10 protein-coding genes are annotated in these 11,673 nt (G+C 66.2%); 4 read left to right on the forward strand and 6 right to left on the reverse strand.

Annotation, left to right across the window (positions count from 1 at the left end; translation table 11 throughout):
- Positions 1–3: 3 nt before the first annotated feature.
- The 4 genes from AC2YJX_RS12850 (at position 4) to queF (ending at position 5,989) form a co-directional block, all read left to right on the forward strand.
- A complete protein-coding gene (locus AC2YJX_RS12850) occupies positions 4–3,135 on the forward strand; it encodes an Rne/Rng family ribonuclease (RefSeq protein WP_487256242.1) in 3,132 nt (1,043 codons plus the stop codon).
- Positions 3,136–3,352: 217 nt separating this feature from the next.
- Positions 3,353–4,138, forward strand: a complete 786-nt coding sequence (gene yaaA / locus AC2YJX_RS12855; protein ID WP_487256243.1) for a peroxide stress protein YaaA — start codon at positions 3,353–3,355, stop codon at positions 4,136–4,138.
- A gap of 33 nt (positions 4,139–4,171) precedes the next feature.
- Positions 4,172–5,086: a 2OG-Fe(II) oxygenase gene (locus AC2YJX_RS12860; RefSeq protein WP_121505739.1), complete on the forward strand. Its 915-nt coding sequence runs from the start codon at positions 4,172–4,174 to the stop codon at positions 5,084–5,086.
- A gap of 57 nt (positions 5,087–5,143) precedes the next feature.
- Positions 5,144–5,989: an NADPH-dependent 7-cyano-7-deazaguanine reductase QueF gene (gene queF, locus AC2YJX_RS12865; RefSeq protein WP_487256244.1), complete on the forward strand. Its 846-nt coding sequence runs from the start codon at positions 5,144–5,146 to the stop codon at positions 5,987–5,989.
- Positions 5,990–6,014: 25 nt separating this feature from the next.
- Here the strand turns inward: queF and AC2YJX_RS12870 are convergent, their stop codons facing one another.
- The 6 genes from AC2YJX_RS12870 to AC2YJX_RS12895 all read right to left on the reverse strand — a co-directional run bounded on the left by AC2YJX_RS12870 (position 6,015) and on the right by AC2YJX_RS12895 (position 11,602).
- The gene (locus AC2YJX_RS12870) at positions 6,015–6,281 is read right to left on the reverse strand and encodes a hypothetical protein (RefSeq protein WP_487256245.1); all 267 of its coding nucleotides are present in this window, start codon (positions 6,279–6,281) and stop codon (positions 6,015–6,017) included.
- A gap of 107 nt (positions 6,282–6,388) precedes the next feature.
- The gene (locus AC2YJX_RS12875; protein ID WP_487256246.1) at positions 6,389–7,948 is read right to left on the reverse strand and encodes a methyl-accepting chemotaxis protein; all 1,560 of its coding nucleotides are present in this window, start codon (positions 7,946–7,948) and stop codon (positions 6,389–6,391) included.
- A 241-nt stretch (positions 7,949–8,189) separates the two neighbouring features.
- Positions 8,190–8,678 carry a tetratricopeptide repeat protein gene (locus AC2YJX_RS12880; RefSeq protein ID WP_228896713.1) on the reverse strand — a complete coding sequence of 163 codons (489 nt, stop codon included), beginning with the start codon at positions 8,676–8,678 and terminating at the stop codon, positions 8,190–8,192.
- A gap of 150 nt (positions 8,679–8,828) precedes the next feature.
- Positions 8,829–9,611, reverse strand: coding sequence for an anti-sigma factor (locus tag AC2YJX_RS12885; protein ID WP_487256247.1), 783 nt, complete (start codon positions 9,609–9,611; stop codon positions 8,829–8,831).
- Positions 9,608–10,246, reverse strand: a complete 639-nt coding sequence (locus AC2YJX_RS12890) for an RNA polymerase sigma factor (protein ID WP_431150094.1) — start codon at positions 10,244–10,246, stop codon at positions 9,608–9,610. Before AC2YJX_RS12890 ends, AC2YJX_RS12885 begins: the two co-directional genes overlap by 4 nt.
- Before the next feature lie 117 nt (positions 10,247–10,363).
- Positions 10,364–11,602 carry a Y-family DNA polymerase gene (locus tag AC2YJX_RS12895; RefSeq protein WP_121505733.1) on the reverse strand — a complete coding sequence of 413 codons (1,239 nt, stop codon included), beginning with the start codon at positions 11,600–11,602 and terminating at the stop codon, positions 10,364–10,366.
- Positions 11,603–11,673 lie beyond the last annotated feature (71 nt).

Below are 11,673 nucleotides of genomic sequence, written 5' to 3' on the forward strand. Positions count from 1 at the left end.
ATCATGAAGCGGATGCTCATCAACGCCACGCAGCCCGAAGAACGGCGCCTGGCCATCGTCGACGGACAAAAACTCCTCGACTACGAAATCGAAATCGAAGGGCGCGAGCAGCGCAAGGGCAACATCTACAAGGCCGTCGTCACGCGCGTCGAGCCCTCGCTGGAAGCCTGTTTTGTGGACTACGGCGAAGACCGCCATGGCTTCCTGCCGTTCAAGGAAATCTCGCGCAGCTACTTCACCCCCGGTGTCTCGCCCAGCCAGGCGCGCATCAATGAGGTGATCAAGGAAGGCCAGGAGCTGCTGGTCCAGGTTGAAAAGGAAGAGCGCGGCAACAAGGGCGCTGCCCTGACCACCTTCGTCTCGCTGGCTGGCCGCTACGTGGTGCTGATGCCCAACAACCCCCGGGGCGGTGGCGTTTCGCGCCGCATCGAGGGCGAGGACCGCGCCGAGCTCAAGGAGGCGATGGACCAGCTCGAATACCCGAACGGCATGTCCATCATCGCGCGCACCGCCGGCATTGGCCGCACCGCGCCCGAGCTGCAGTGGGATCTGAACTACCTCCTCAAGCTGTGGAATGCCATCGACGGCGCCGCCAAGGGTGGCAAGGGCGCCTTCCTGATCTACCAGGAATCGAGCCTGGTGATCCGCGCGATCCGCGACTACTTCAACAACGACATCGGTGACATCCTCATCGATACCGACGACATCTACGAACAGGCACAGCAGTTCATGGCGCACGTCATGCCCGAGCATGCCGCCCGCGTGAAGCGCTACCGCGACGACGCCGCCCTGTTCAGCCGCTTCCAGATCGAGCACCAGATCGAATCGGCCTACGCCCGCACCGTGCAGCTGCCCTCGGGTGGCGCCATCGTGATCGACCACACCGAAGCGCTGGTGTCCGTGGACGTGAACTCGGCCCGCGCCATCAAGGGCGGCGACATCGAGGAAACCGCCACCCGCACCAACCTGGAAGCTGCCGACGAAGTGGCCCGCCAGATGCGCCTGCGCGACCTGGGCGGCCTGATCGTGATCGACTTCATCGACATGGAGGAGAGCAAGAACCGCCGCGAAGTGGAAAACCGCCTGCGCGACGCCTTGCGCCAGGACCGTGCCCGCGTGCAGTTCGGCACCATCAGCAAGTTCGGCCTCATGGAAATGAGCCGCCAGCGCCTCAAGCCCGCCTTGAGCGAAGGCTCGTCCATCCCCTGCCCCCGCTGCGGCGGCTCGGGCCACATCCGCGACACCGAATCGTCGGCCCTGCAGATCCTGCGGATCATTCAGGAAGAGTCGATGAAGGACAACACGGCCGCCGTGCACTGCCAGGTGCCGGTGGAAGTGGCCTCGTTCCTGCTGAACGAGAAGCGCACCGAGATCGCCAAGATCGAACTCAAGCAGCGCGTGGCCGTGCTGATGGTGCCCAACAAGACGCTGGAAACCCCCAACTACCGCCTGGAACGCCTCAAGCACGACGACCCGCGCCTGGACCACATCGAAGCCAGCTACAAGCTTGCCGAAGAAGTGGAAGACCCCACCGCCGTGACGCGCCGCTCGCAAGAGCCCACCAACAAGCAGACGCCGGTGATCAAGGGCGTGTTGCCCGACGCACCCGCCCCGGTGGCCGAGCCCCGTGCCGAAGGCGCCGCCCGCCCACCACGCGCCGGCCAGCGCCCTGCCGCTGCGACCGCGCCAGCACCCGCCCCCGTGGCAACGCCAGCCCCGGCTGCGGCCGCCCCCCAAGAGCAAGGCTTCTTTGGGTGGATCAAGAGCCTGTTCGGCGTTGGCACCACACCGGCAGCCCCTGCCCCCGTGGTTGCACCCGCACCGGCAGCAGCCCCGGAGACCACCGCCCGTGGCGAACCCCGCCGCGATGGCCGCAACGGTGAAGGCCGTGGCCGCCGTGGTGGCCGCGACGGCAACCGGGACGGCCAGCGCGAAGGCGCACCCCGTGACGGCAACCGCGAAGGCAACGGCGAAGGCCGGGGCCGCCGTGGCGAACGCTCGGCCGAAGGCCGCGCACCCCGCGACGCCGAGCGCCGCCCCGAAGGCGAGGCCCGCGAAGGCCAAGGCCGCGACGGTGGCCGCAATGGACGCGAAGGGCGTGAAGGAGGCGGCCGTGGCCGCCGTGACAACACCGAGCCGCGCAACCAGAACGCGGGCTTGAACGGTGATAACAACACCGCCGTGACCGCACAGGTGGAAGGCCCCAACGCTGGCAATCCCGGCAACAGCACAGAAGGCCAACCCACCCAGCAGCCCCGTGGCGAACGCGGCCCACGCCGTGAACGTGGGGATCGCGGCAACCGTGGCGAACGTGGCGAGCGCGCCCCCCGCGCGGTGGAAGCCCAGGAAACGGCCGCTGCCGCAGCGCCTGGCGACTTTGCCGACACAGCGCCACTGGCTGCCTTGCCCGATCTGGACCTGTCCGGCAACGACGCTCAGCCCAACGGCAATGGAGCCGCTGCAGAAGAACAGCGTCGCGAGCGCCGTTCGCGCGACCGCTACGGCCGTGACCGCCGCGAGCGTGGCGAACGCGGTCCGCGTGACAACAACGGCAATGCCGAAGCCGCCGCACCGGCGATGCTGGATTTCGACCCCACGCAGGCCGAGCCAGCACCCGCGCAGGACGAAGCGCCACGCCGCAGCTACTTCACGGCCCCTGCAGCGGAGCCAGCGGCAGCGGCACCCGCTCCAGCGCCTGTGGCAGCACCCGCGCCCGCCCCGGCCCACGCACCGGCCCCCGTTGCTGCACCTGTCGCCGCGCCGGTAGCAGCCCCGGTGGCGGCCGCGCCAGCACCTGTGGCGGCACCAGCGCCTGTTGCAGCACCTGCACCCGCTGCGGCACCCGTCGCACCGGTGGTACCCGCTGCGAACGGTCTGCCCCGCGTCCAGGCGTTCGCACTGCCCATCGACGAGCTGCAGCAAGTGGCTGCCGCGTCGGGCCTGCAGTGGGTCAACTCCGACATGGACAAGATCGCTGCCGTGCAAGCTGCGATTGCCGCCGAGCCCAAGCCCATCCGCGTGCCGCGCGAGCGCCCACCTGCAGTAGTGCTGGACGAAGGCCCGCTGGTGCTGGTGGAAACCCGCCGCGACCTGTCTGCCATGAAGCTGCCGTTTGAGCAGACTCCCTCGGCCTGATGCGCTGAAAACAGCTGCTGCCCCTCCGGGAGCCGCAGCTATGCAAAAAGAAGGCGGCCCAGGCCGCCTTCTTCTTTTGCGGGAGCCTGCCAATGCCCGCAAGCGCCCGAAGACAGTCCTTCAACAGGTACCATTTCGAGCCACCGCCTCCCCAGAATCGCAGCAGCCCACCCGGCCACCTGCTTCACCTTCCGAGATCCACGGACCTTCTGCCTCCATGCTGTTCCTGCTGTCTCCCGCCAAATCGCTCGACTACGACACGCCCTTGCCCGAAGGCCTGCCACACACCACGCCCCAGTTTGTGGCGCAATCCACCGCGCTCATTGAGGTGCTGCGCGAGCAATCTCCGCAGCAAATCGCTTCGCTGATGGACCTGAGTGACAAGCTCGCCGCGCTAAACGTGGCGCGCTACCAGGCCTGGCGCCCCCGTTTCACGGCCGCCAACTCGCGCCAGGCGCTGCTGGCCTTCAACGGCGATGTGTACGAGGGACTGGACGCCCGCACGCTCGCCCCGCAGGACCTGGACTGGGCACAAAGCCATGTGGCCATCTTGAGCGGCCTCTATGGCGTGCTGCGGCCGCTGGACCGCATGCAGCCCTACCGCCTGGAAATGGGCACGCGCCTGGCCACCAGCGCAGGCAGCAGCCTGTACCAGTTCTGGGGCAGCCAGATTGCCGAGCACCTCAACACCCGCCTGCGCGCCGACACGACCCCCGTGGTGGTCAACCTGGCGTCGCAGGAATACTTCAAGTCCGTCGACCGCAAGGCGCTCAAGGCCCGTGTCATCGAATGTGTGTTCGAAGACTGGAAAGGCGGCGCTTACAAGATCATCAGCTTCCATGCCAAACGTGCGCGGGGCCTGATGGCGCGCTATGCGATCACGCATCGGGTGGCCACGCCGCACAAGCTCGAAGGGTTTGATCTGGACGGCTATGCCTTTGCCCCGGCATCATCCGAGCCCGAGCGCCTGGTCTTCCGGCGCAAGACCCTGCCCACCGCCTGACTCTGCTAACCCCATTCACGTTGAAGGACCGCCATGGCATCGCGTTCTGAGCAGCACCCCGACAGCAGCACCCCAACCACCCACCAGCGCGCCAGCGCCGTGCGGCAGGCCATCACGCCCGAGCTGCGCCGCTGGATCATCGAACAGGCCCAGGCCGGCTACGCCGCGCCCGTGGTGCTGCAGTCCATGCGCGATGCGGGCTGGGATGAAGACGTGGCCGCCGACGCCTTGGAGGTCACGCTGCAAGACCACCTGAACGAACTGGCCGTACAACAAGGCCAGCCCGCCGCCGTGCCTGTGCCCGAGCCCCAGCTGGATGCATCGCCCGCCCAGGTGGACTGTGGCGACCGCACCGTGAATGTGCTGCTGGCCATGGCCCAGCCGCGCATCGTGGTGTTTGGCAACCTGCTCTCGCCCGAAGAATGCGACGCCCTCATCGCGGACGCTGCGCCGCGCATGGCGCGCTCGCTCACCGTGGCCACCAAAACGGGCGGCGAGGAAATCAATGACGACCGCACCAGCGACGGCATGTTCTTCCAGCGCGGCCAGAGCCCGCTGATCCAGCGCATCGAAGAACGTATTGCGCGCCTGCTGAACTGGCCCATCGAGAACGGCGAGGGCCTGCAGGTGCTGCACTACCGCCCAGGCGCCGAATACAAGCCGCACTACGACTACTTCGACCCCGCCGAGCCCGGCACACCCACCATCGTCCAACGCGGCGGGCAACGTGTGGGCACACTGGTGATGTACCTGAACACCCCCGAAAAAGGCGGCGGCACCACCTTCCCCGACGTGCACCTGGAGGTCGCGCCGCAGCGCGGCAATGCGGTGTTCTTCAGCTATGAGCGCCCGCACCCGTCCACCCGCACGCTGCACGGAGGTGCGCCGGTGATCGCGGGCGAGAAGTGGATCGCCACCAAGTGGCTGCGCGAACGGGAATTCAAGTAAAAACAGGCTCTAGCGCTTATCCATAAAGCGCTATTAGCTATAAATTTGATAGCATTTATGAACACCCCGGAACAATCCCAACTCGGCAAGTCCTCCGCCTACGTGGACCAGTACGACGCATCGCTGCTGTTCCCCATCCCCCGCTCTGGCAAGCGCGCCGAAATCGGGATCACCGGCGCCGCGCCGTTCTTCGGGGCCGACCTGTGGACGGCATTCGAGCTGTCGTGGCTGAACCTGCGCGGCAAGCCGCAGGTGGCGCTGGCGCACATCACCGTGCCGTGCGAAACGCCCAACATCGTGGAGAGCAAGTCGTTCAAGCTGTACCTCAACAGCTTCAACAACACCCGTTTTGCCGATGCGGCCGAAGTGCAGGCGCGCATCCGTGCCGACATCAGCGAAGCCGCGTGGCGTGGCGCGGAACACTCGGCCACCGTGGGCGTGAGGCTCATCGCGCCGGAGCTGTTCGACCAGGAACCCGTGCATGAACTGGACGGCCTGAGCCTGGACCGCCTGGATGTGGAATGCACGCAGTACCAGCCAACCCCCGAATTGCTGACGGCCACGTTCAACGAGGCACCCGTGACCGAAACCCTGACCAGCAACCTGCTCAAAAGCAACTGCCTGGTGACCGGCCAGCCCGACTGGGGCAGTGTGCAGATCAGCTACAGCGGCCCGCAGATCAACCAGGAAGGGCTGCTGCAGTACCTGGTGAGCTTTCGCAACCACAACGAGTTCCACGAGCAGTGCGTGGAGCGCATCTTCATGGATGTGTGGACGCGCTGCAAACCCATCAAACTGACTGTGTACGCGCGCTACACGCGCCGGGGCGGGCTGGACATCAACCCGCTGCGCACCAGCCACCCGCAAGGTCTGCCGCGCAACGTGCGCACGGCACGGCAGTAGGCCCAGCCGCCGTCAGTCGCGTCCATCAGCTCCGCACATCGATCCAGTCGCACCGCAGGGTGTGGCGCAGGTGGGCACGCGTTCGCCAGGTGACATAGAGGCTGGGCCCGAAGATACCCATCAGGCACAGCGGCGCGGTCCACGGCTCGCCAAAAGCGATGATGGGAAACCAGCCCACCCAGCCCAGCATCCAGACCGTCAACACCAGGTCCCACAGGTGGTATTCGAGCGGGTGGTCTGCCTTGTGCGCGACATGCCACTGCTTGATGCGTTGCAGCTCGTTGATGGTCATGGTGATCTCCCGGAAAACGGGAAAATCACTGTAAGTTACGAGTAAGCATTCGTCAAGGTCTGCGTGGCTGGCGGTCGCTCGCCACAGCACCCGTTACCCGTTACCCGTTACCCCAGCCGGAACACATCCACCGAGCGGCCCAGCGACACCGCACTCTCCTTGAGCCCCTGCGCCGCCGCCGCAGACTCCTCGACGAGCGCCGCGTTCTGCTGCGTCACGGTGTCCAGCTGCGTCACCGCCTCGTTGACCTGGGCGATGCCTTGCGACTGCTCTTTGGTGGCACTGCTGATCTGCTGCACCAGCGTGCTCACGCGCTCCACTGCATCGACCACGCCCTCAATGGTGGTGCCGGCATGGCCCATCTGCTGGGCACCGCTGGCGATCTGGTTCACCGTCACGCCGATCAGACCGCTGATCTCCTTGGCGGAGCTGGCGCTGCGCTGGGCCAGCGCCCGCACCTCACCCGCCACCACCGCAAAACCCCGCCCCTGCTCGCCGGCACGGGCCGCCTCGACGGCGGCGTTCAGGGCCAGCAGATTGGTCTGGAAGGCGATGCCCTCGATCACGCCCACGATTTCGCTGATCTTGGTGGACGACAACTTCATCTGCTGCATGGCGGCGCCCACCTCTTGCACCGCTTGGCCGCCGCGCTTGGCGATGTCGCTGCTCTGTGCGCTCTCGCGCGAGACCTTGGCGGCAGTCTCGGAGGTCTCCAGCACCGTGCTGGCCAGTTGCTCCATGGCCGCAGCAGTCTCTTCCAGACTGCTGGCCTGCGATTCGGTGCGGGCCGACAGGTCCAGGCCGCCGCGCGAGATCTCGTCGGCTGAGTCAATGAAGTTGCGCACCTCGGTGCGCACATCGCCCACCACTGCGCGCAGGTTGACCTGGGTCTGCAGCAGGCGCTGCATCAGCGCGCCCAGGGGTTGGGGATAGTCAGTGCCCACCGACGTGGCCAGGTTGCAGGCCGAGATGTCGGACGCGAAGCGGGTGGCATCGTGCACGCCCTGCAACACGGTGGCCTGAAAGCGCCACAGCGTCCACCCCGCCCCCAGCAACAGCAACACCAGGCGGGCTACCCAGGCGGTGGTGCCTTGCAGACCCATCACATCGGGCAACAAGGCCAGCAGCACCGTTACCAGCAGCAGGATCGCCATGCGCGGCAGCAACGCCATCTGCGCCAGGTGCTGCTGCCAGCCACGCACTCCCCGGTAGCGCACGTTGCCCGAGTCCAGGTAGAAGCTGCTCGCGCCCGATGCCGCCTCGCTGCGCATCTGGGCATACAGGGCTTCGGCAGCAGAAATTTCTGCCGCGCTGGGCTTGGTGCGCACCGACATGTAGGCACGTGGCTTGCCGCCCTCCATGATGGGGGTGACATTGGCGCGCACCCAATAGTGGTCGCCGTTCTTGCGGCGGTTCTTGACCAGGCCCGTCCAGGGCTCCCCCCGGCCAATGGTGCGCCACATGTCCTTGTAGGCCTCGGCGGGCATGTCGGGGTGGCGGATGAGGTTGTGCGGCTGGCCAATGAGTTCGTCGTAGCTGTAGCCGCTCACGCGAACGAACGCTGGATTGCAGTGGGTAATCTCGCCCTTGGTGTTGGTGCTGGACACCAGCAGTTCATCGCCGGAATAGTCGAAGTTCTGCAGGGTCACCGGCAGGTTGATGCGCATGTTGGCTCCTGATGGGCCTGCAGCAGAGGCAGGCAGCGCGGCACGCTATTCGTTACCGCTTGATACCGATCAAGTCTAACGGGCCAACAGCGCCTTACACACTAAAAATCAGGCGCCTGAAAACGATACAAAGCGGATAACAAAACCCAGCGCAGCGGTTCTGGCGAGGCGCTGCGTCGCAGGCAGTACGGGTAGTACGACCAGACGCAGCAACAACGCAGGAAGGGTTTTTTAGCCGCTCCTACTGCGCCGGCTTGTAGGCCGCAATGGCCTTGGCCAGATCGGTGGTCTCCTCGCACTGCGCGCAGATGGCCTGCAGCTTGGCGAGCTGGGCTTCGGCCTGCGCCTTCTGGCCAACCTTGAGGTAGCCCATGCCCGAGTATTCCAGCGCTCCCTTGTGGCGGGGGTCCAGCGCCAGCGCCTTGTTGTAGGCCGCAAACGCCTCGTCGTATTTGCCGAGCCAACGGTTGGAGTAGCCCAGCAGGTTATAGGCATCGGCGTTCTGAGGATTCTGGGCCACCACCTTGCTGAAGCTGCTGGCCGCCAGCGCCCAGTTCTTGGCTTCGATGGCTTTTTTGCCCACGGCAAAGTCGTCAATGCGTGCGTTCTCCACTGGCGTGGTGGGCATATCGGCCGCGTGGGCCACGGGCAGTGCCAACACGGGCAACAGCACCAGCGCCAGGCTCAGCAGGGGCGCAGACATCAAGGGGCGAACAGGGAATGAAGGCATGGGAAGCTCCTGAAAACGTGAAGTTGGAATGGTCGGAGGCCGCGCTGGCCCCATGCCGGAGACCGGCACCCCAGATAAACGACACGGAATGCAAAACGGATGCAGCACCGGACAATTATTTTTGCAAAGCCTATGGAGGCCTTGCGCCGCTCACCACAGCTTGGCGCAGTTGCCGGTGAAAAGCACGGTGCTGCTGGGCACCTGCGGCGTTGCCGATGTCTCCAGCGTCACCATGAGTTTGCTGACCTTGAGCAGCAGCTTCTCCGACGTATCGGACAACACCGACACCGCAGAACCCGCCACCGGCACCGTGCCCAACACAAACGGGGCACCGTCAGCTGGCACCGCCCACAGCACCAGCTGGGGGGCTGCACCCACCATCGTCGCTGAAGTCGCTGGCATCGCTGGAAGCGTGATGGGCCCGATGACCTTCACCGTCAGCGTGCGTCCATGGCGCAGCGAACTCACCAGCACCTTGCCGTTGCCCGCCTCGTCCGTCAGCAGGCCCACATAGGCCTGCGGCAGTTTGTCCCCTGCGCGCAGGGCCACCTGGTCGCTCGACACGAACAAGGTTGGCACCGCAGCCACCAGGGCCACGGCGGCCACCACACCCAACACCACACCCGCCAAGCCCTGCAACACACCATGGCGCCGCCACAGCAGACCGGCCCAACCGCCCTGCGCGGCTGCGTCTTTCACATCGCGCGGCCGGGTGCGCGCCTCTATGGCGGCCCACACGCGCTGCGGTGGCTGTTGCACCGGCACCGAACGGGCCAGCATCCCCAGCCGCCCTTCCCACTGCGCCACCAACAGCTGCACATCGCTGCGATCGCGCAGCAGCCGCTCGAAGCGGCGGCGCGCGCCACCACCCAGCGTGCCCAGCACGTAGGCAGACGCCAGGTGATCCAGCAGCGCGGGGTGGGTGTACCTCATGCGCCCACCCCTTGCGCGGCCAGGCAGCTTTTCAGGCGCTCCAGGCCCCGCCGGATCCAGGCCTTGACCGAACCCAGGGGCGCGCCCATCTGCGCCGCCACCTCGGAATGCGACAGGCCCTGGTAGTAAGCCAGTGCCAAGCTTTGCCGGTAGCTTCCGTCCAGCGCATTCATGCAGCCTTCGATGCGCAGCGCCTGGGTGGCCTGCTCCAGCAGATGCAGTGCGCTGGGTGCGGGGGCCAATGCAGACGCAGCACCCGGCGGCGCGTCGCTGCCATCCCCATCGCTGCCTGCAAGCTCCGTGGTGTCGTTCCAGGCGCTTTCAGGCCGCCGGGCGCGGACGCGCAAGGCGTCCAGCGCCTTGTTGCGCACGATGGCGATCAGCCATGTCATGGGCTGGATAGGCTGCCCGCCCACTTCGCTGCGGTAGCTCCCAGCGTTCTTCCAGATGCTCACATACGCCTCTTGCAGCACATCCTCGGCCGCCTGTCCTTGTCCCAACATACGCACGGCAACGCCGAACAGATGCACGTGGGTGCGCTGGTAGATCTGCGCGAAGGCGGCATGGTCTCCCCCGGCTGCGGCGCGGATCAACGCTTGCAGGTTGGCGGAAGGAACATCGGTGGCAGTGGCCATATGCGGGCGAGTATAGGAACGCAACAGGCGATGCAGGCAGGTCTCACTCTGGGTGTTTACGCCGATTGCCACGACCCCACCGGGCCGTGAACTGGCAGGAAACGACGTCAACCCGCGCTAAAAAAGCTGCGCCGTGCCACCCACACCCTCTGCGCCATCTGCGCGATCTGCGGAGCCTGGCTTGCGTCGGCGCGCTTCTGCCGTTGCCCCAGCCCGTGGCTCCAGCACGGGCTCTTCGCCCCGCCGCGCCAGCGTGCTGGCCCGCACGCCCAGCAGCCGCAGGCGCTTGTCCAGCGGCACGCGTTTGAGACACTGCCCGGCCAGCTGGCGGATGGTGGCGCCGTCGGCCGTGTAGAGGTTCGCCGTGTGGTCGCGCGTGGCGATCTTGAAGTCGTCGTAGCGCAGCTTGATGCCGATGGTGCGCGCCACATAGCCCTTGCGCTGCAGGTCTTCTGCCAGGCGCATACACAGGTCGGTGAAGATCGCGCCCAGTTCAGCGCGGTCTCGCACTGCGTGCAGGTCGCGGTCGAACGTGGTCTCGCGGCTCATGCTCACGGGCTCGCTCTCGGTCACCACCGGGCTGTCGTCCCGCCCCCAGGCCACCCGGTGCATCCACGCCCCGGTGGACTTGCCAAAGTGGCCCATCAGCCATTGCTCATCCTGCGCCGCCAGCTGCCCGATGGTTTCGATGCCCAGCCGTGCCAGCTTCTCACCGGCCTTGGGGCCAATGCCATTGATTTTGCGCACATTGAGCGGCCAGATCCTGGTCTGCAGGTCTTCCTCGTAAACGATGGAGATGCCGTTGGGCTTGTTGAACTCGCTGGCCATCTTGGCCAGCAGCCGGTTGGGCGCCACGCCAATCGAGCAAGTCAGCCCGGTCACGTCAAAGATGCTCTTCTGGATGAGCCGCGCCAGCACCCTGCCCCCTTCGCGCTGGCCGCCGGGCACGTCGGTGAAGTCGATGTACACCTCGTCCACGCCCCGGTCTTGCATCACGGGGGCTATCTCCATGATGGTGCTTTTGAACAGGCGTGAAAACCGCCGCACCTCGTCAAAATCCACCGGCAACACAATGGCCTGCGGGCACAGCTTGGCGGCCTTCATCATCCCCATGGCCGAGCCCACACCAAACTGCCGCGCGGGGTAGGTGGCGGTGGTGATCACGCCCCGGCCCACATAGTCCTTGAGCAGCGGAAAGTCCTCCACCGGGATGAAATGCCGCTCCCGCAAGCCCGTGCCATCCGGGCCTTGCAGCAACAGTTCATCCACCTTGCGCCGCCCGCCCCCAATCACCACGGGCAGGCCCTTGAGCTGCGGGTAGCGCAGCAGTTCGACAGATGCGAAAAAGGCATCCATATCGAGATGGGCGATGCGGCGCAGCCGCTGCCCCTGGCGCTGTGGCGGGGCGGCAGTTGCGGGCTCGTTAT

The sequence above is a fragment of the Acidovorax sp. SRI_002 genome (assembly GCF_057586455.1).

What these genes read in the sequence shown, in the direction of transcription:
- AC2YJX_RS12850 (WP_487256242.1), top strand. Translation starts at nt 4, where the DNA reads ATGAAGCGGATGCTCATCAACGCCACGCAGCCCGAAGAACGGCGCCTG.
- yaaA (WP_487256243.1), top strand. Translation starts at nt 3,353, where the DNA reads ATGCTGTTCCTGCTGTCTCCCGCCAAATCGCTCGACTACGACACGCCC.
- AC2YJX_RS12860 (WP_121505739.1), top strand. Translation starts at nt 4,172, where the DNA reads ATGGCATCGCGTTCTGAGCAGCACCCCGACAGCAGCACCCCAACCACC.
- queF (WP_487256244.1), top strand. Translation starts at nt 5,144, where the DNA reads ATGAACACCCCGGAACAATCCCAACTCGGCAAGTCCTCCGCCTACGTG.
- AC2YJX_RS12870 (WP_487256245.1), bottom strand. Translation starts at nt 6,281, where the DNA reads ATGACCATCAACGAGCTGCAACGCATCAAGCAGTGGCATGTCGCGCAC.
- AC2YJX_RS12875 (WP_487256246.1), bottom strand. Translation starts at nt 7,948, where the DNA reads ATGCGCATCAACCTGCCGGTGACCCTGCAGAACTTCGACTATTCCGGC.
- AC2YJX_RS12880 (WP_228896713.1), bottom strand. Translation starts at nt 8,678, where the DNA reads ATGCCTTCATTCCCTGTTCGCCCCTTGATGTCTGCGCCCCTGCTGAGC.
- AC2YJX_RS12885 (WP_487256247.1), bottom strand. Translation starts at nt 9,611, where the DNA reads ATGAGGTACACCCACCCCGCGCTGCTGGATCACCTGGCGTCTGCCTAC.
- AC2YJX_RS12890 (WP_431150094.1), bottom strand. Translation starts at nt 10,246, where the DNA reads ATGGCCACTGCCACCGATGTTCCTTCCGCCAACCTGCAAGCGTTGATC.
- AC2YJX_RS12895 (WP_121505733.1), bottom strand. Translation starts at nt 11,602, where the DNA reads ATGGATGCCTTTTTCGCATCTGTCGAACTGCTGCGCTACCCGCAGCTC.